Origin of the sequence: Sphingopyxis sp. (assembly GCF_035565275.1) — a bacterium.
In the GTDB taxonomy this organism is placed as follows: domain Bacteria; phylum Pseudomonadota; class Alphaproteobacteria; order Sphingomonadales; family Sphingomonadaceae; genus Sphingopyxis.
This window is the reverse complement of the sequence record NZ_DATMST010000130.1, coordinates 20722-37888: the sequence shown is the minus strand read 5'-3', so window position 1 is coordinate 37888 and position 17167 is coordinate 20722. Positions and strand designations below refer to the sequence as shown.

The window sequence follows — 17167 nt, the reverse complement described above, 5'->3', positions numbered from 1 at the left end:
GCGGCTGCGCGTGATGGAGCAGGGACGCAAAGGCGCGCTCGGCGTCGGCGACCGCATCCTCGCGCGCACCGAGGAACGCGGCAGCGGCCATGTAGCGCACCCGATGAAACGCCTTCAGGCGAGCGCCGAGATGGTGATCGGCGTGCTCGTCGAAGATGTGGGGCCGGGCAGCAAGCCGATGGTCTGGCTGCGCCCCGCCGACAAGCGCGCGCGCTACGACTTCACGGTCGCCGACAAGGGCGATGCCGATATCGGCGATCTCGTCCGCGCCGAACTCACCGGGCGCGGCGCGGCGATCAAGGCGAAAGTCGTCGAGCGCCTGGGCGATCCCTTCGCACCGCGCGCCCTCAGCATGATCGCGATCGCGCGGCACGAAATTCCGCACGTCTTCGACGGCGAAACGCTCGCCGAGGCCGAGAAGGCGGCGAAGCTGCCGCTCACCCCCGACGGGCGCGAGGACCTGCGAGAGCTGCCGATCGTCGCCATTGATCCCATCGACGCCCGCGACCATGACGATGCCGTCTGGGCCATCCCCGACGACGATCCCTCCAACAAGGGCGGCTTTCGCGCGATCGTCGCGATCGCCGACGTCAGTTACTATGTTCGCCCCGACGGCGCGCTCGACCGCGAAGCGCGGCGGCGCGGCAATAGCGTCTATTTCCCCGATCAGGTCGTGCCGATGCTTCCCGAAACGCTGTCGGCGGGCGTCTGTTCGCTGAAAGCGGGGCAGGACCGGGCCGCGATGGCGTGCCATCTTGTCATCGACAGGCATGGCAAGGTGACGTCATGGCGTTTCGCTCGCGCGCTCGTGCGGCTGCGCGCGAACATCGCCTATGAACATGCGCAGGCGGCCTATGACGCCGACATGCCGCGCGATGAGTGGGACGCCGATGTGCTCCCGACGCTCAAGAATCTGTGGGCGTGCTGGGCGCTCCTCGCGAAGGCTCGCGCCGCCCGCGCGCCGCTCGACCTCGACCTGCCCGAACGTCAGGTCATTCTCGACGAGCAGGGCGGAATTGCGGAAATCCGCGTCCGCGACCGGCTCGATTCGATGCGGCTGATCGAGGATTATATGATCGCGGCGAACGTCGCGGCGGCGAAGGCGCTCGAGGCGAAGAAATCGCCGGTGATGTACCGCATCCACGAACCGCCGAGCCGCGAGAAGCTCGTCAGCCTGAAGGATTATCTCGAAACCTTCGAACAGAGCTTCGCGCTCGGGCAGGTGATCACGCCGGCGGTGTTCAACCGCCTGATCGACGGTTTTTCGGAAGATGACCGGCTGCCCGAGATCATGCAGGCGATTTTGCGGAGCCAGACGCAGGCCTATTATGGCCCCGCCAACGCGGGTCACTTCGGCCTCGCGCTCGGCTCTTATGCGCATTTCACCTCGCCGATCCGCCGCTACGCCGACCTGATCGTCCACCGCGCGCTCGTCGACAGCTACCGCCTTGAAGTGCCCGGCAAGCCCAAAGACCTGCCGGCGCGCACGGGGCTGGGCGAGGCCGACGCCAAGGGATTGTCGCGCATTGGCGAGACGATCAGCGCGCTCGAACGCCGCGCGATGGAGGCCGAGCGCGAGACCGTCGACCGCTATGTCGCGGCTTACCTCGCGACCAAGACCGGCGAGATTCTCGTCGCGCGCATCACGGGGGTGCAGCCGTTCGGCTTCTTCGCGACCGTCGACGGGCTCGGCGGCGACGGGCTCGTGCCGGTCTCGACCTTGGGCAGCGAACGCTTCTTCTACGACGAGGCGGCGCGGACACTCGACAGCGAGCATGGGCGGGTGAGCTATAGCGTCGGCCAGCGGATCGAGCTCAGATTGCTCGACGCCAATCCGATCAGCGGCGCGCTGCGCTTCGAACTGCCCGACGCCCCCGAAGGCGGCTTCCGGAACCGCCCGCCGCGCCGCGACGGGGTGAAGAAGCCCGGCAAGGGCGCCGGAAAAGACAGGGCGGGCAAGCATATGGTCGGCAAGCGCGGCCGCCCCGCCAATATCAAGCATAAGGGACGGAAGCGGTAACAGGCCCGTTTTGTCGTCCCCGCGTAGGCGGAGGTGACAGGCTATTGCGCCGCCATCGCCTGCAACAATGCCGCACTCTCGGCATCGGCGGGAAAGAACGCCTCGATCGCCAACTCCGAGAGCGTGATATCGACCGGCGTGCCAAAGATCGTCACCGTCGACACGAAGCGGATCTGTCCCATCGGCGTGTCGAGGACCAGCGGCACCGCGATGCCGTTCGCCGCGCTGCCGTCATGCGCGTCGGCACCGTCGCCATAGCCCGCCAGTTCCTCCCGCAGCGCGATCAGGCCAGCGTCGGCACTCGCGTCGATCTGGTGATCGAGCTGTTCGAGCAGGTGCGCGCGCCATTCGCCGCGATTGACGATGTGCGGCGCAAGGCCTTTGGGGTGCATCGCGACCCGCAGCACATTGACCGGCGGCTCGAACAATTCGGGCGCCGCGAGCTGCATCAGCAGCGCGACGGCGGCATTCGCCGCGACCATGTTCCAGTGGCGATCGACCGCGAGCGCGGGGTAGGGCTCATGCCCTTTCAGCACATGTTCGACGATCGCCCGCATCCCCGCCATCTCGGCGCTGTCGAGCGGCCGCTCCTGATAGTCGGGGGCGTAGCCGCCCGCGAGGAGCAGTGCGTTGCGCGCGCGGTGCGGCACTTCGAGGCAATCGGCGAGCCGCTGCAGCATCGCCGCGCTCGGCTTCGAGCGGCCCGTCTCGATAAAGCTCAGATGCCGCGTCGAAATCTCGCTGTCGAGCGCGAGGTCCATCTGGCTCATCCGGCGCCGGACGCGCCATTCGCGGAGTTGTTCGCCAAGGGCTGCGGGCTTCATCATCATTCTCCTTCGTAACGCCAGCTATACCCCGGCCTTCTCTTTTTCCATTACCTCACGCGTAATCGACGCCATTCAATCCGCGGTCCAATTGGGACGGGTCGAAAGGAGAATCACTATGTCGATCCGCAATCTCAAGAACATCCTCATCGCCGACGCCGTCACCTGCACCGGCGTTTTCGCCATCGGCCTCCTCGCCGCCGCGCCGGTCGGCGCGCTACTCGGCCTGCCCGCCAATGTCGTCGCGGTGGGCGGCTGGATCTGCCTCGCCGCCGCGCTGCTGATGGTCGTTGCCGCGCTGCAGAAGGCGCCGGGTGCCGCGCTGGTCAAGCTGATCGCGATCGGCAATCTCGGCTGGGTCGCCGCGAGCTTCGCGGTCGTCGCGACCTTTGCCGCCGGAATGACCGGTCTCGGCATCGCGGTCGTCGTCGCGCAGGCCTTCGCCGTGCTCGGTTTCGCGATTCTCGAATGGAAAGCGGTGGCGACGCCGCGCGTCGCGGCCGCCTAACTCAGTGCATCGAGCCGGGCGATATCGATCCCGCCCGGCACCAGCATCACCGGACAGGGGAGGGTTCCCGCATCCTGTCCGGTGAAATGCGCGACCAGTGGCCCGGGCGCTCCCGACGGCGCCGTCGCGAGCACCAGCGCGGCGATCTCGTCGCTTGCGCCGATCAGCTCGCGCACGACCTCCACGGGCTTTCCCGACTTGATCAATATCTGCGGCGTCACACCCGCTTCCTGCACCACGGCATCGGCGGCCGCGGCGGTCAGTTCCTCGGCATGCTCGCGCGCTTCGGCCTCGATCGTCGCCTGGACGCCGCCGAACGCAACGAAATCATGCGGCGGAATGATCGCGAGTACGATGACGCCGCCGCCCGTTCGTGCCGCGCGCCGCGCCGCGAAGCGCAACGCCAGCGACGCCTCCGGGCTGTCGTCGATCACCACCAGATATGTCCGCATCGCCCCGACCCCTCGTGTTTTTGCTTGGCCCAAAGAGTGCGTCACATTCGTATGAAACGCAAGCTGGCCCGCTGGACCTTGATCGGTACAGGGCTTATGGCGAAGAAGAATCCGTAGCGGCAGGCCCCGCCTGCAAGACTGACAGGGACAAGCCTAGACATGCCAATCGAACTGAAAATGCCCGCTCTCTCGCCGACGATGGAGGAGGGCACCCTCGCCAAATGGCTGGTGAAGGAGGGCGATACGGTCAAGTCGGGCGACCTGCTCGCCGAGATCGAGACCGACAAGGCGACGATGGAGTTCGAAGCGGTCGACGAGGGCACGATTGCGCAAATTCTCGTCGCCGAAGGCACCGACAATGTGAAGGTCGGCACCGTGATCGCGACGATCGCGGGCGAGGATGAAGATGCGGCGAGTACGAAGGCTGCGCCAGCGCCTGCGCCCGCCGCGGCTCCTGCTCCCGAACAGAAGGCCGAAGCGCCAGCCCCCACCAAAGACGTCGCCCCAGCGCAAGCTGGGGCCGCTCCCGTGAGTGCGCCGACGCCAGCGGTCCCAGCTTCCGCTGGGACGACGAAAGATGGCGATCGCATCAAAGCAAGCCCGCTCGCAAAGCGTCTCGCGGCCGAGCGCGGAATCGATCTCTCGACCGTCACGGGCACCGGCCCAGGTGGCCGCATCGTCAAGGACGACCTCGACGGCGCATCGGCCGGCGCGCCCGCAGCGCCCGCTACGGCGCCGAGCACGGCTGCTCCCGCCGCCCCGGCAGCAACACCGTCACCGGCCACCACGGGCAGCATCCCCGATTTCGGCATCCCGCACGAGGACGAGAAGCTCAGCGGCATGCGCAAGACGATCGCGCGCCGCCTGACCGAGTCGATGCAGCAATCGCCGCATATCTACCTGACCGTCGACATCCGTCTCGATGCGCTGCTCAAGCTGCGCGGCGAACTCAACGCCAGCCTTGAAAGCCGCGGCGTCAAGCTCAGCGTCAACGACATGCTGATCAAGGCGCTCGCGGTCGCGCTCGAACGCGTGCCCGCGTGCAACGTCAGCTTCGGCGGCGACGTGATGCGCAAGTACAGCCGCGCCGACATCTCGGTCGCGGTCAGCATCCCCGGCGGGCTGATCACCCCGATCATCGTCGATGCCGGCGGCAAGTCGATGTCGAAAATCTCGACCGAAATGTCCGAACTCGCGGCGAAGGCGAAGGAGGGCAAGCTTCAGCCCAATGAATATCAGGGCGGCACCGCCTCGATCTCGAACATGGGCATGATGGGGATCAAGCAGTTCACCGCGGTGATCAACCCGCCGCAGGCGATGATCATGGCGATCGGCGCAGGCGAGAAGCGGCCGTATCTGGTCGACGATGCGCTCGCGATCGCGACCGTGATGTCGGCGACCGGCAGCTTCGACCACCGCGCGATCGACGGGGCGGACGGGGCGCTCCTCATGAAGACCTTCAAGGAACTGGTGGAGAACCCGCTGGGGCTGGTGGCGTAAAATGCCGAACGCATCCCATAGCCCCTCTCCCCTTGCGGGAGAGGGGTTGGGGAGAGGGGGGCGGCCTGTCGCACTCGCCCGAGCGAAGCGCATGCGATCCGAGCCGACAGATGCAGAGCGAGCATTGTGGAAGCTTCTGCGCGCCAAGCGGTTCTCGGGTTACAAGTTCAAACGCCAGGTTCCAATCGACCGCTATATCGTTGACTTCATTTGCTTCAATCATCGCCTGATTATCGAGGCGGATGGGTCGCAACATGCAGAAAACGCCTACGACGAAGCGCGCGATTCATATCTTTCCCAGCAGAATTTCCGGATGCTGCGTTTCTGGAACAACGACATTCTAACCAACACCGAGGGTGTAAGCGAAGCTATCTGGACGGCGCTGCAGGACGAAACGTCCACCCCCTCTCCCCAACCCCTCTCCCGCAAGGGGAGAGGGGCTTTAGAAGGAGCCCATAATGGCTGACACCAATTACGATCTCATCGTCCTCGGTTCGGGGCCCGGCGGCTATGTCGCGGGGATCCGCGCGGCCCAACTGGGCCTGAAAACCGCGATCGTCGAGCGCGAGAATCTCGGGGGCATCTGTCTCAACTGGGGCTGCATCCCGACCAAGGCGCTGCTGCGTTCGGCCGAAATCTATCATTATATGCAGCATGCGGGCGATTACGGCCTGATCGCGCAGGAGATCAGCGCCGACATCGATGCGGTGGTGAAGCGGTCGCGCGGTGTCGCGAAGCAGCTCAGCCAGGGCGTCGCCTTCCTGATGAAGAAGCACAAGATCACCGTCCATATGGGCGAGGGCAAGCTGACCGCGCCGGGCAAGCTCGAAGTGAAGGGCGAGAAGGGCAGCGAGACCCTGACCGCGAAGAACATCATCGTCGCGACCGGCGCGCGCGCGCGCGACCTGCCGTTCGCGCCCGCCGACGGCAAGCGCATCTGGACCTATCGCCACGCGCTCGTCCCGCCCGAAATGCCGAAGAAGCTGCTCGTCATCGGATCAGGCGCGATCGGGATCGAGTTCGCGAGCTTTTACAGCGACATGGGCGTCGACGTGACCGTCGTCGAAATGCTCGACCGCCTCGTCCCCGTCGAGGACGCCGATGTGTCGGCTTTCCTCGAAAAGGCGCTCAAGAAACAGGGCATGAAGATCTTCACCGGCGCCGGCGTCGAGGAACTGAAGGCGACCGCGAACGGCGTCACCGCGAAGATCAAGACCAAGGACGGCAAGGCGGAAAGCGCCGAGTTCAGCCACGCGATCGTCGCGATCGGCATTGTCCCGAACACCGAGAATATCGGGCTCGAAGCGCTCGGCGTGAAGACGACCAAGGGCCATATCGACACCGACGCGATGTGCCGCACCAATGTCCCCGGCATCTGGGCGATCGGCGACGTCACCGCGCCGCCCTGGCTTGCGCACAAGGCGATGCATGAATCGGTGATCTCGGTCGAGGCGATCGCGGGCAATCACCCGCACGCGATGGACCCGCGCAACATCCCGGGATGCACCTATTGCCGCCCGCAGATCGCCAGCGTCGGGCTGACCGAGGCGAAGGCGAAGGAACTGGGTTACGAGGTCAAGGCCGGCACCTTCCCCTTCATCGGCAACGGCAAGGCGATTGCCTTGGGCGAATCCGAAGGATTCACCAAGACGGTGTTCGATGCGAAGACCGGCGAACTGCTCGGCGCGCACATGATCGGCGCCGAGGTCACCGAGCTGATTCAGGGCTATACGATCGGCAAGACCGCCGAGCTGGTCGAGGATGATTTCATCAGCACCGTCTTCCCGCATCCGACGCTGAGCGAAACGATGCACGAAGGCGTGCTCGCGGCATTCGGGCGTCCGCTCCACATCTAGGGCCGGACGAGGCATCACCGCTTGAATCCGTCGATCCTTCATTTCTCCCGGACGGGCAGCATTCTCAAGATGCTGTTCTTTCTGGGGGTGGCGGCGATCGCCTTTGCGGTAGCAGGCCTGATGCACGCCGAGCGCGAGGCGCCACCGCAAACCCTGCGCCTCTCCGGCATGGAACTGCCGGCGCCCGCACCGCACCGCGACCCGCTGGTGCCGCTCAAGATGCCGTTGCTGATCGTCGCGGGGGGCGCGTGCCTTTTCTACGCCGGGCGACACGGGTTGCGCGCGGTAACCCGCGAGGTTGCGGCAAGGACCGAAGGCGGCCGCCTTCATCTCCATTCGAGCTACGGAGCGGAGGCCGATCCATTGCCCGTCGAGGCGATCGCGGACGCCATATTCGATCGCGCCGACCGTTTGCCGGGGGACGCCTCCGGACCGGCAAAACTCGGCGCCCGGCTGCGGCATGGTCTCTATCTTCGCTACCGCGCCGGTGGCGCGACCCGCGAACTCCGGCTGATCGACAACGATATCGACGGCGGGACGGAACAACTACGTCGCTTTGCGGCCCACCTCGATGCATGGCGCCAATCGCGGCGCACACCGGAAAGCAGCTGAAGGATGACGGCTATCTCCCGGCCACCGGCGGCATCGGCGTTGATCGCCGCGACGATCCTGCTCGGCTTCGCGGTCGGTGCAGGCTGGACGCATGCGGCCGATTGGCAGGTCTCGCACGCGCTGGCACTCCGCGTAGATGAAAGCGACCCCGCCTTCATCGCCTTCATGCAGGGCGCGAGCTGGATCGGCGGCGGGACGCCGCGCTGGGTGATCGTCATCCTGCTGTGCGGGCTTGTCTGGCACTGGTGCGGTCCGCGCTGCGCCGTCGCGCTCGGCGGCGCATCGCTGCTTTCGAACCTTGCCTCCAGCCTGATGAAGCTCGGCTTCGGTCGCGCGCGGCCCGACGTGATCGATCATCTCGACCACCAGACGAGCTTTTCCTATCCCAGCGGGCATGCAACGAGCGCCGCGGCCGTCTACCTGCTCCTCGCCTGGCTCGCGCCGCCACGCTGGCGGCCCTTCGCCTGGGCGCTCGCGGCGGCGATGATCATCCTCAACGGCTTCTCGCGCATCATGCTCGGTGTCCATTGGGCAAGCGACATTGTCGGCGGCACGATGCTCGGTGCGGCCTTCGCGCTGCTCGGCACCTGGTGGTTCGCGAAGCAGAAGGCTGTCGGCTGACGCATTTTCCGCTGTCCTATCAAGCCCCGTTTTGCCATCTGGTTGGCGGGCACCAACAACAGGCGGACCAGACATGCAATCCAGTGCGAAGTTCGGCAATTCTCTGCGGGGAATCGCTTTTGGTTCAATCGCGTTTTTCGCGGCGTCCTCCATGCCTGTGCAGGCGCAGGATGCCGACGGCCAGACCGTCGTTACCGCGGCGCGCTATATTGATGTGCTGACCGGCAAGACGGTTGACTATCCCGCGATCTTTGTCGGCGCCGACGGGCGCATCGCAAATATCGCCGATGCGCGTACCGTCCGCTGGGGATCGAACGTCAGACATATCGACCTTGGCGACAAGACGCTGCTTCCCGGGCTCATCGACATGCACGTCCACCTCGACGGCCCCGCCGATATCGGCGGCTATCGCGGGCTGGAATTCACCGACAGCTTCTGGGGCATGACCGCGGTCAAGAATGCGAACGACATGCTTGGCGCGGGTTTCACCACGGTGCGGAACGTCGGATCGGACAATCGCAATGACATCGGGCTCAAGCAGGCAATCGACGCCGGCTATGCCACCGGCCCGCGCATCGTGCCGGCGGGATATGCGCTGGGCGCCACCGGCGGACATTGCGACAGCACATATTTGCCGCCCAGCCTCGAAAAGAAAGACGGCAAGGAAGAAGGGATCGGCGATACGCCGGAAGAACTGCGCTATCAGGTGCGCCGCCAGCGCAAATATGGCGCCGAGGTGATCAAGGTCTGTGCAACCGGCGGCGTCTTCTCGCGCAATACCGAACCCGGGCAGCTTCAGGTTTCCGAAAGGGAACTCGCGGCGATCGCCGATGAAGCGCATCAATGGGGCCTTCGCGTCGCCGCGCACGCGCATGGCGCGGCAGGCATCCGTGCCGCGATCGCAGCGGGAATCGATACGATCGAACATGTCAGCCTGGTCAACGACGAAGGCATCCGCGCCGCGCTAGCGCGCAAACGGCCCGTATGGTTCTCGATGGATATCTACAACACCGAATATACGCAGGCCGAAGGCGCGAAGAACGGCGTGCTCGAGGACAATCTGCGCAAGGATCGCGAGATCGCACAGATCCAGCGCGACAATTTCCGCAAGGCGGTGAAGGCCGGCGTGCGCATGGTGTTCGGTTCGGACGCCGGCGTGATGCCGCACGGCGAGGTCGGCAAGCAGTTCCGCGTCATGGTCGAATACGGGATGACCCCGCTACAGGCGATCCAGGCCGCGACGAAGAACGCCGCCGAGGCGCTCGACCGCGAGAAGGATGTCGGGGCGATCGCGGTCGGACGTTACGCCGACCTCGTCGCGGTCGACGGCGATCCGCTGACCGACATACGCCAGCTCGAAAGCGTCGATGCGGTGGTGAAGGGCGGGGTGCTCGTCAGGGGCGAATAGCCCCTAGACCACCAGCCGGTCGACCAGTGCCTCGCGCATGTCGGGGGTGAAGTTCAGCACCGCCTCGGCATAGGTCGGGATATCGCCATGGTCGCGGCGCACGGTGGCGAGCGCAGCGTCGAGATAGGCGGGATTGACCGACATCAACGCACGGATCGCATCGTCGTGGATTTCGGCACCATAGCGCGAACGGATGTGCGCCGCGCCCTGCGCGATGCGTTCCTCGATCTTGCCCGCGGTATTGGTCAGCAGATAATCCTGCATCAGGTCATCCTCATGGACGCCGAGCAGCCGGTGGACGATCGCGACGGCGAAGCCGGTGCGATCCTTGCCCGCGACACAGTGAACGAGGCTGGGCGCGTCGTATTCGGCGAGCGCTGCAAGGTAGAGCCGCAGCGTCGCGACGAGCGCGGGGCGATAGGGCATGCCGGCATAGGTGTCGATCATCCGGTCGCGCGCCGTCTCGACATCGATCGTGCCGCCCGCGGCCTGCAGGTGCGGCGCGAGGCCCGCGGTGATTCCTCCGGCGAACAGCACGCGCGCGGAGAAATTGTCGGAGCGACGGCACGGATGCAGTTCGCGTTCGTCGTCGCCGCGCAGGTCGATCACCGTTTCGAGCCCGAGGCGGTCGAGCGCGACGAGATCGTCGTCGCTCGCGGCCTCGTGATGCGCCGAGCGCCACAGGGTTCCGTCGCGGAGCCGCCCGCCGCCTTCGACGGCATAGCCGCCATAGTCCCGGAAATTGTGGACACCGGCCAGTGGCAGGACGCGCTCGGCTATCATCGTCATTCTCCTGTAAACACCGGCGCACGCTTTTCGATAAAGGCGTCGATGGCCTCGCGGTTGTCGGCCGTTTCGTGCACGATCGCCTGATAGGCGGCACTGAGCTCCAATATGTCGCTCATCCGGCTGTGCTGCGCTTCGCGGAGCAGCCGCTTGGTCAGCCGCAGCGCGCGCGGCGGGTTGCAAACGATCCGCTCGGCGATCGCAACCGCACGGTCCAGCAGTTCCGCATCGGGCACGACGTCCGTCACCAGACCATATTCCTTTGCCTGCTGCGCGTCAAAACGGTCGCCGGTCAGGAACAGCTCTGCCGCGCGCGGATAACCGAGAATTTTCTGGAGCAGCCACGCGCCGCCGTCGCCCGGAACAATCCCGACCTTGACGAAACTGCACGCGAATTTGGCGCTCTCCGCCGCGATACGGATGTCGCAGGTGCAGGCGAGGTCGGCTCCCAGCCCGATCGCGTGGCCGTTGATTGCGGCGATCATCGGAATTTCGCAGTCCATCAACGCACGGATCACCGCCTGCACGCCCTTGCGATAGTTGGAGCGCGTCGAATCGGGCTGGTCGAGGACGCCGATGCCGGTGCGGTCCTTCATTCCCTTCAGATTTCCGCCGGCACTGAACGCCTTGCCGCTGCCGGTCAGGATGATTGCGCTGACGCCGCGATCCTCACCGAGCTCGCGCATCGTCGCGATAATGTCCTCGCAATCCTCGTGGGTGCCGATCGCGTTCATGCTTTCGGGCTTGATCATCGTCAGGATGGCGATCTTGCCCCGCCGCTCGACACTCAAAAACTCGCCCATGCTCGATATTCCTTTGCTGCCTTGCAAACGCTATTGATGGCCGGGGTGCCATGCAAGGCCTTGGCCCCGTCCTTTCGATCATCGATGTAAAGAGCGCGGCCAGTTCAACAATCGAAAACGCAGCACCTGCTTATCAACGCAGCGCGCCGCCTTCGCGCAGCGACGCGATCCTTTCGGCATCATAACCGAGCACCGAAAGCACCGCATCGCCATCAGCCCCGACCGCCGGGGCGGGGCGAGGCGTGTCGTTGATTGTCGCCGAATAGCGCGGGGCGGGTGCGGGCTGGACCGCGCCGCCGATGGTCAGAAAGGTTTCGCGCTCGACATTGTGCGGATGCTGCGGCGCCTCGCTCAGCGACAGGATCGGCGCGAAGCAGACGTCGGTCATTTCCATGAGGTCGCACCACTCGTCGCGGGTTTTCGTCCTGAACAGAGCGGTCAGCTTCTCTTTCAGAGGTCCCCATTGCGCGGGATCCATCTGCGCATCGAAGGCGGGGTCGCTGTCGAGCCCGGTCTTCTCGCGCAGCAGCGCGTAAAATTGCGGCTCGATCGATCCGATCGAGATGAACTTGCCGTCGGCACAGACATAGCTGTCATAGAAATGGGCGCCGCCGTCGAGCATGTTGACCCCGGCCTGATCCTGCAGTCGCCCGGCAGCGTGGAACCACCAGCTCATGCCCGCGAGCAGCGCGGAGCCGTCGGTCATCGCGCAGTCGATCACCTGCCCCTCGCCGGTGCGCGCGGCGTGGACGAGCGCGCTCGACATGCCAAAGGCGAGCATCATCCCGCCGCCGCCGAAATCGCCGACATAGTTCGCGGGCGGCACGGGCTTTTCGCCCGCGCGCCCGATGCCGTGAAGTACTCCCGACAGCGAGATATAGTTGATGTCGTGCCCCGCCGCCTGCGCATAGGGGCCAAATTGGCCCCAGCCGGTCATGCGGCCGTAAACAAGCTTCGGATTGTCGGCGAGCAGCACCTCGGGTCCGAGCCCGAGACGTTCCATCACGCCGGGCCGATAGCCTTCGATGATCCCGTCGGCGCTCTTGCAAAGATCGCGCGCGATCTGCACCGCCTCGGGCTTCTTCATGTCGAGCATGATCGAGGTGCGGTTGCGGCTCAGCGGATCGCGCGGATCCATGAAGCCGCCGGGGCGATCGATGCGGATCACCTCGGCGCCATGGTCGGCAAGCATCATGCCGCAGAAGGGACCGGGACCGATACCGGCAAATTCGATGATCCTGATGCCCTTCAGCGGCCCGGACATTGGTCTCTCCTGTCGTCAGATGCGTTCGATGATGATCGCGGGCGCCATGCCGCCGGCGGCGCACATGGTCACGAGGCCATAACGGCCGCCCGAGCGTTCGAGTTCGTCGAGCGCGGTACCGATCAGGATCGACCCGGTGGCGCCGATCGGATGGCCGAGTGCCATCGCACCGCCGTTGATGTTCACCTTCTCGCGGTCGAGATCGAGGTCGCGGATGAACTTTTCGGCGACGACCGAGAAGGCCTCGTTGATTTCCCAGACGTCGATGTCTTCCTTGTTGAGTCCCGCCTTTTCGAGCACCTTCTTGGCTGCCGGGACCGGCGCGTTGAGCATCAGCGTCGGATCGTCGCCGATGTTTGCGTAAGCGACGACGCGCGCGCGGGGCTTGAGACCATGCTTGTCGGCATAGTCCTTCGACGTCAGCAGCAGCGCCGCGGCACCATCGACGACGCCCGATGAATTGCCGGCATGGTGGAAATGCTGGATCTCGACATCGGGGTAGCGGCGGTTGACCTGCTTGCGGAAGGTGAAGCCGCCACCAAGATCGAAATCGGCAAGGCCGGTGAAGGCGGGCTTGAGCGACGCAAGACCCTCGGCGGTCGTTTCGGGCCGCGGGAATTCCTCATGGTCGAGTGCGATGCTGCCGTCGGTGTTGAGCACGGGTACAACGGACTTGGCAAAGCGACCTTCCCTGATCGCGCGGTCGGCGCGCTGCTGGCTGACGAGGGCGAGCGCGTCGAGCGCCTCGCGGCTGATCCCCTCGATCGTCGCGATCGCGTCGCCGCACACGCCCTGATGCGACTGCGGGTGGAGTTCGTCGAGCGCCTCATGGCCCGAACCCATCAGGCGCGGCGGCAATCCGGCATTCGCCTGCTCGGCGGCATAGGCGGTCGTATAGCTCATCATCTCGGTCCCGCCGGCGATGACGCAATCTTCCATGCCGCTCATCACGCTGGCCGCCGCGAAGTTCACCGAACTGATGCCGCCGCCGCAGAAGCGATCGAGCGTCGTGCCGCTGGCCTTGGTGTCGTAACCCGCCGAAAGCGCCGCCATGCGGCCAAGGTCGCCGCCCTGTTTGCCGTTCTGGCTCGATGTCGACCAGACGATGTCGTCGACTGTCGCGGTGTCGAGATTGTTGCGGTCGCGGATCGCGGCGAGCACCGTTGCGGCAAGGTGCTGCGGGTGGAGGTGCGAAAGCGCGCCCTTGCCCGGCTTGCCGACCCCGCGGGGGGTGCGAACGGCGTCGATGATATAGGCTTCGGCCATGGAGAAATTCCTTTCTGAGGGGAGTGACGATTAACGGGGTGCCATGCGGATCGCGCCATCGAGGCGGACCGCCTGGCCGTTGAAATAGCTGTTGCGGACCATTTCCATCGCAAGGCTGGCATATTCCTCTGCCTTGCCGAGCCGCTTGGGGAAGGGGACCGATGCCTCGAGGCTTTCCTTCACCTTCGGGTTCATATTGCCGAGCAACGGGGTCCCGAATACGCCCGGCATGATCGAATTGACGCGGATGCCGAGGTCCATCAGGTCGCGCGCCATCGGTAGCACGAGGCCGTTCACGCCGGCCTTCGCCGAACCGTAGATCACCTGCCCGATCTGTGCATCCTGCGCCGCGACCGACGCGGTGAAGACGATCGCGCCGCGTTCGCCGTCTTCCAGCTCGGGAAGCGTCGCCATGCCCTCGGCAGCAATCGAGCCGATACGATAGCTGGCGGTCAGAATCCCTGCGACACCATACGCATAATCCTCGGTCGGCGTGCGACGGAACTTGCCCGTTTCCTTGTCATAGGCGAGCGTCTTGCCGCGGCGCGAGGTCATTGCGCAATGGACGCAGACGCGTTCCTGCCCGTGCGCCGCGCGCGCCTTTGCATAGCCGTCGAGGACCGATTGCTCGTCGGTGATGTCGACGTGGACGAACAGCCCGCCGATCGACGCCGCAACCTCTTCGCCAAGCGCGTCGTTGATGTCGAAAATGGCGACCTTGACGCCCGACGCGGCCAGCGCCTCGGCCGTCGCGCGGCCAAGGCCCGACGCGCCCCCGGTAACGACCGCTGCAACGGTGGAATCGATCTTCATGGGGAGGCTCCTCAGGCCGGAATCTGGTTGAACGGGATGCCCTTGTCGGGGCGATGGTCCTGCGGCAGGCCGAGAACCTTTTCGGCGATCGTGTTGAGCAAGGTTTCGTCCGACCCGCCCGCGATGCGGCCCGTCGGCGCGTTGATCCAGCTCGACGCCCAATCCTCCTTTTGCGAGGCATGCTCGTCGAACAGGAAGGCGTCGCTGCCTTGCAGGTCGAGCGCGAGTTCGGAGAGTTTCTGGCGCGAGCGCACCGCGACCAGCTTGCCCAGCGAACCCTCGGGTCCCGGCATCATGCCCGCCTGCATCATCAGCCGTGCGCGAACGTTGATCGAATCGAGCCCCGATCGCATCGCATAATTGCGCGCTATCTGCTGGCGGATACGCCCGTCCTCGATCGCCGGGCGGCCATTCAACTCTACGCTCTTCGCCAAGTCGACGAACAGGTCGAGATGCGGCCCGAACCCCGCGCTGTCGGTCGCGACATAACGTTCGATCATCAGCGTCGCGATCGCGACCGCGAAGCCGCCGCCGACGGGGGACATGCGATGATCGTCACTGATCTTCACATCGTCGAAGAACACTTCGTTGACGTGGCTGTCGCCCCCCGCGAGCCTGATCGGGCGAACCGTGACGCCGGGCGCCTTCATATCGACCCAGAAGTAAGTGAGTCCCTTGTGTTTCGGCACATCGGGATCGGTGCGCACGACGATGACGCCATAGTCGCTGTAATGCGCCCAGCTGGTCCAGACCTTTTGCCCGTTGATTTTCCACCCGTTGCCGTCGGGCTCGGCCTTGGTGCGAAGACCCGCGAGGTCCGACCCGCCCGAGGGTTCGGAGAAGAGCTGGCACCAGATTTCTTCGCCCTGCAGCGCTTTCAGCACGCGTTCCTTCACGAACGCCTTGTCGCTGCCGAACTGCATCAGCACGGGGACCGGCATGCCGAGCGAGATACCGAAATAGAAGCTGGGGAAACCATGCTTCATTTCCTCGGCGTCGAAGGTGACCTTTTCGAGGTGGCCCAGTCCCTGTCCGCCATATTCGGTCGGCCAGTTGATCCCGGCATATCCCGCGTCGAACTTCGCTTTCTGGTATCTGCGGCCGAGCGCCAGATCTTCGGCTTCGGACAGCCCCTTGCGCGCCTCGCGGCCAAAGGCCGGGGCCATCGATTCAAGCCATGCAGCGGCCTTGGCGCGCCAGGCTTCGAGATCGGTCATGCCGCTTCTCCTGCCAGTCGATCGACCAGTATATCCTCCCAGAAGAGGCTGCTGCCCTGTTCGATGGCGAGGCTGCGTGCGCGGCGCATGTGGAGGTGCAGGCCGATCTCCCATGTCACGCCGATGCCGCCATGGACCTGAATGCAATCGCGCGCGGCGCTGTCATAGGCCTCGGTCGCCGACAGACGCGCGGCGGCTGCCGCCGTGATGAAATCGGCCATGCCTTCGCGCGCAGCGGCGTGGATGCAGTTGGCGCGCGCGAGTTCGACCAGCCCGTATAATTCGGTGATACGGTGCTTCACCGACTGGAATGCGCCGATCGGCTGGCCGAAGGCGCGGCGGGTCAGGGCATAGTCGCGCGCGATCTCCATCAGCGCCTCGGCACCGCCGGTTTGTTCGTGCGCGGTCACGACGGCCTGTAGCGCCAATATGTGGAGTGCCGCGTCGCGCGCCGTGTCGCCCGCCGCCAGCGTCTCGGCCGTGGTTGCGGAAAAGTGCAGATCGGCGAGGCAGCGGCTGTTGTCGAAGCTCGGCACGGGAGACCGTTCGACGCCGGCAAGGTCGGCGATGGCGAGTACCGGCGTGCCTGCGCGGTTCGCCAGAACGATCGCCATATCGGCGGCGAGCCCCGCGGAGATGCCGCGTGCCGTCCCGTCGAGCCGGTCGTCGGTGAGTGTGACGTCCGGTCGCCGGGGCAGGGCGTCCGGCCCTTCGGAAAAAGCGATCGCGCCGATCGTCTCGCCGCTTGCCAAACCGGGCAGCCAGCGCGCCTTTTGCGTTTCGGAGCCGAACAGTTCAACCGCCTTGGCGGCGCCGAAGCTGGAAGTCAGGAACGGCGCACCGCTGATGCTCCGGCCGGCCTCATGCGCGATCAACCCCAGTTCGACCAGGCCAAGGTCAAGTCCCCCGTGGGTTTCGGGAAGGGCGAGGGCGGTCCAGCCCTGTTCTTTTGCCGTATCCCAGAAAGGGCGATGATATTCGCCGACGGTCTCGAGCAGCGGCAGCAAGGCATCCTTGCTGACCCTTGCCTCGAGTACGCGCCGCGACTCGGTCGCGATCGCCTGCTGGCTTTCGTCATAGAGGATGGTCATGGCCGCATCCGTCCTTCTCCCGCCTATCTTGTCTTGCCAATGAACCGGACGTTGACGTAAACGTCAAGTCAAATCGGCGCCAGATACCGGGCGGCCGTAAGGTAAGAACCAGACGAGGGAGAAGGG

General features: G+C 65.3%; 17 protein-coding genes. 8 read left to right on the top strand and 9 right to left on the bottom strand.

Going from position 1 to position 17167, the window contains the following annotated elements; all coding sequences use genetic code 11:
• Nucleotides 1-2020, top strand: a 2020-nt coding sequence (locus tag VN047_RS08790) for a VacB/RNase II family 3'-5' exoribonuclease (RefSeq protein WP_325541814.1), incomplete at its 5' end; no start/stop codon positions are given.
• Between the two features lie 41 nt (nucleotides 2021-2061).
• Here VN047_RS08790 and VN047_RS08785 read toward each other — a convergent pair.
• Nucleotides 2062-2844: a helix-turn-helix domain-containing protein gene (locus VN047_RS08785; RefSeq protein WP_325541812.1), complete on the bottom strand. Its 783-nt coding sequence runs from the start codon at nucleotides 2842-2844 to the stop codon at nucleotides 2062-2064.
• Between the two features lie 118 nt (nucleotides 2845-2962).
• Between VN047_RS08785 and VN047_RS08780 the strand changes: the two genes are divergently transcribed.
• Nucleotides 2963-3352: a hypothetical protein gene (locus VN047_RS08780; protein ID WP_325541810.1), complete on the top strand. Its 390-nt coding sequence runs from the start codon at nucleotides 2963-2965 to the stop codon at nucleotides 3350-3352.
• On the opposite strand, the gene VN047_RS08775 is transcribed toward VN047_RS08780, so the two are convergent.
• A complete protein-coding gene (locus tag VN047_RS08775) occupies nucleotides 3349-3804 on the bottom strand; it encodes a universal stress protein (protein WP_325541808.1) in 456 nt (151 codons plus the stop codon). The two genes, VN047_RS08780 and VN047_RS08775, sit on opposite strands and share 4 nt — an antisense overlap.
• Before the next feature lie 159 nt (nucleotides 3805-3963).
• Here VN047_RS08775 and VN047_RS08770 point away from each other — a divergent pair, with 159 nt between their 5' ends.
• The 6 genes from VN047_RS08770 (at nucleotide 3964) to VN047_RS08745 (ending at nucleotide 9801) form a co-directional block, all read left to right on the top strand.
• Nucleotides 3964-5304: a pyruvate dehydrogenase complex dihydrolipoamide acetyltransferase gene (locus VN047_RS08770; protein ID WP_325541806.1), complete on the top strand. Its 1341-nt coding sequence runs from the start codon at nucleotides 3964-3966 to the stop codon at nucleotides 5302-5304.
• Between the two features lie 91 nt (nucleotides 5305-5395).
• The gene (locus tag VN047_RS08765; RefSeq protein WP_325541804.1) at nucleotides 5396-5770 is read left to right on the top strand and encodes an endonuclease domain-containing protein; all 375 of its coding nucleotides are present in this window, start codon (nucleotides 5396-5398) and stop codon (nucleotides 5768-5770) included.
• Nucleotides 5763-7160 (top strand): dihydrolipoyl dehydrogenase, encoded by a 1398-nt coding sequence (gene lpdA, locus VN047_RS08760; RefSeq protein ID WP_325541802.1) that lies wholly within the window; start codon nucleotides 5763-5765, stop codon nucleotides 7158-7160. The genes VN047_RS08765 and lpdA overlap by 8 nt, the downstream gene beginning before the upstream one ends.
• 21 nt (nucleotides 7161-7181) lie before the next feature.
• A complete protein-coding gene (locus VN047_RS08755) occupies nucleotides 7182-7772 on the top strand; it encodes a hypothetical protein (RefSeq protein WP_325541800.1) in 591 nt (196 codons plus the stop codon).
• A gap of 3 nt (nucleotides 7773-7775) precedes the next feature.
• Nucleotides 7776-8393, top strand: a complete 618-nt coding sequence (locus VN047_RS08750) for a phosphatase PAP2 family protein (RefSeq protein ID WP_325541798.1) — start codon at nucleotides 7776-7778, stop codon at nucleotides 8391-8393.
• Nucleotides 8394-8466: 73 nt separating this feature from the next.
• Nucleotides 8467-9801: a metal-dependent hydrolase family protein gene (locus VN047_RS08745; protein ID WP_414712684.1), complete on the top strand. Its 1335-nt coding sequence runs from the start codon at nucleotides 8467-8469 to the stop codon at nucleotides 9799-9801.
• A 3-nt stretch (nucleotides 9802-9804) separates the two neighbouring features.
• Here the strand turns inward: VN047_RS08745 and VN047_RS08740 are convergent, their stop codons facing one another.
• From VN047_RS08740 to VN047_RS08710, 7 genes are all read right to left on the bottom strand, one after another.
• Nucleotides 9805-10584 carry a tyrosine-protein phosphatase gene (locus tag VN047_RS08740; RefSeq protein ID WP_325541794.1) on the bottom strand — a complete coding sequence of 260 codons (780 nt, stop codon included), beginning with the start codon at nucleotides 10582-10584 and terminating at the stop codon, nucleotides 9805-9807.
• A gap of 2 nt (nucleotides 10585-10586) precedes the next feature.
• Nucleotides 10587-11390, bottom strand: a complete 804-nt coding sequence (locus tag VN047_RS08735) for a crotonase/enoyl-CoA hydratase family protein (RefSeq protein WP_325541792.1) — start codon at nucleotides 11388-11390, stop codon at nucleotides 10587-10589.
• A 133-nt stretch (nucleotides 11391-11523) separates the two neighbouring features.
• On the bottom strand, nucleotides 11524-12654 hold the full coding sequence (locus VN047_RS08730) for a CaiB/BaiF CoA-transferase family protein (RefSeq protein WP_325541790.1): 1131 nt from the start codon (nucleotides 12652-12654) through the stop codon (nucleotides 11524-11526).
• Between the two features lie 15 nt (nucleotides 12655-12669).
• Complete coding sequence (locus VN047_RS08725; RefSeq protein ID WP_325541788.1) at nucleotides 12670-13920, bottom strand: acetyl-CoA C-acetyltransferase; 1251 nt, start codon at nucleotides 13918-13920, stop codon at nucleotides 12670-12672.
• Between the two features lie 30 nt (nucleotides 13921-13950).
• Nucleotides 13951-14733 (bottom strand): SDR family NAD(P)-dependent oxidoreductase, encoded by a 783-nt coding sequence (locus VN047_RS08720; RefSeq protein WP_325541786.1) that lies wholly within the window; start codon nucleotides 14731-14733, stop codon nucleotides 13951-13953.
• An 11-nt stretch (nucleotides 14734-14744) separates the two neighbouring features.
• Complete coding sequence (locus tag VN047_RS08715; protein ID WP_325541784.1) at nucleotides 14745-15950, bottom strand: acyl-CoA dehydrogenase family protein; 1206 nt, start codon at nucleotides 15948-15950, stop codon at nucleotides 14745-14747.
• Complete coding sequence (locus VN047_RS08710) at nucleotides 15947-17041, bottom strand: acyl-CoA dehydrogenase family protein (RefSeq protein ID WP_325541782.1); 1095 nt, start codon at nucleotides 17039-17041, stop codon at nucleotides 15947-15949. The genes VN047_RS08715 and VN047_RS08710 overlap by 4 nt, the downstream gene beginning before the upstream one ends.
• Between the last annotated feature and the right edge of the window lie 126 nt (nucleotides 17042-17167).

Bases quoted from the DNA above. Each gene is read 5' to 3' on its own strand.
- VN047_RS08785 (WP_325541812.1), bottom strand. From the start codon at position 2,844: ATGAAGCCCGCAGCCCTTGGCGAACAACTCCGCGAATGGCGCGTCCGG.
- VN047_RS08780 (WP_325541810.1), top strand. From the start codon at position 2,963: ATGTCGATCCGCAATCTCAAGAACATCCTCATCGCCGACGCCGTCACC.
- VN047_RS08775 (WP_325541808.1), bottom strand. From the start codon at position 3,804: ATGCGGACATATCTGGTGGTGATCGACGACAGCCCGGAGGCGTCGCTG.
- VN047_RS08770 (WP_325541806.1), top strand. From the start codon at position 3,964: ATGCCAATCGAACTGAAAATGCCCGCTCTCTCGCCGACGATGGAGGAG.
- VN047_RS08765 (WP_325541804.1), top strand. From the start codon at position 5,396: ATGCGATCCGAGCCGACAGATGCAGAGCGAGCATTGTGGAAGCTTCTG.
- lpdA (WP_325541802.1), top strand. From the start codon at position 5,763: ATGGCTGACACCAATTACGATCTCATCGTCCTCGGTTCGGGGCCCGGC.
- VN047_RS08750 (WP_325541798.1), top strand. From the start codon at position 7,776: ATGACGGCTATCTCCCGGCCACCGGCGGCATCGGCGTTGATCGCCGCG.
- VN047_RS08745 (WP_414712684.1), top strand. From the start codon at position 8,467: ATGCAATCCAGTGCGAAGTTCGGCAATTCTCTGCGGGGAATCGCTTTT.
- VN047_RS08740 (WP_325541794.1), bottom strand. From the start codon at position 10,584: ATGATAGCCGAGCGCGTCCTGCCACTGGCCGGTGTCCACAATTTCCGG.
- VN047_RS08735 (WP_325541792.1), bottom strand. From the start codon at position 11,390: ATGGGCGAGTTTTTGAGTGTCGAGCGGCGGGGCAAGATCGCCATCCTG.
- VN047_RS08730 (WP_325541790.1), bottom strand. From the start codon at position 12,654: ATGTCCGGGCCGCTGAAGGGCATCAGGATCATCGAATTTGCCGGTATC.
- VN047_RS08725 (WP_325541788.1), bottom strand. From the start codon at position 13,920: ATGGCCGAAGCCTATATCATCGACGCCGTTCGCACCCCCCGCGGGGTC.
- VN047_RS08720 (WP_325541786.1), bottom strand. From the start codon at position 14,733: ATGAAGATCGATTCCACCGTTGCAGCGGTCGTTACCGGGGGCGCGTCG.
- VN047_RS08715 (WP_325541784.1), bottom strand. From the start codon at position 15,950: ATGACCGATCTCGAAGCCTGGCGCGCCAAGGCCGCTGCATGGCTTGAA.
- VN047_RS08710 (WP_325541782.1), bottom strand. From the start codon at position 17,041: ATGACCATCCTCTATGACGAAAGCCAGCAGGCGATCGCGACCGAGTCG.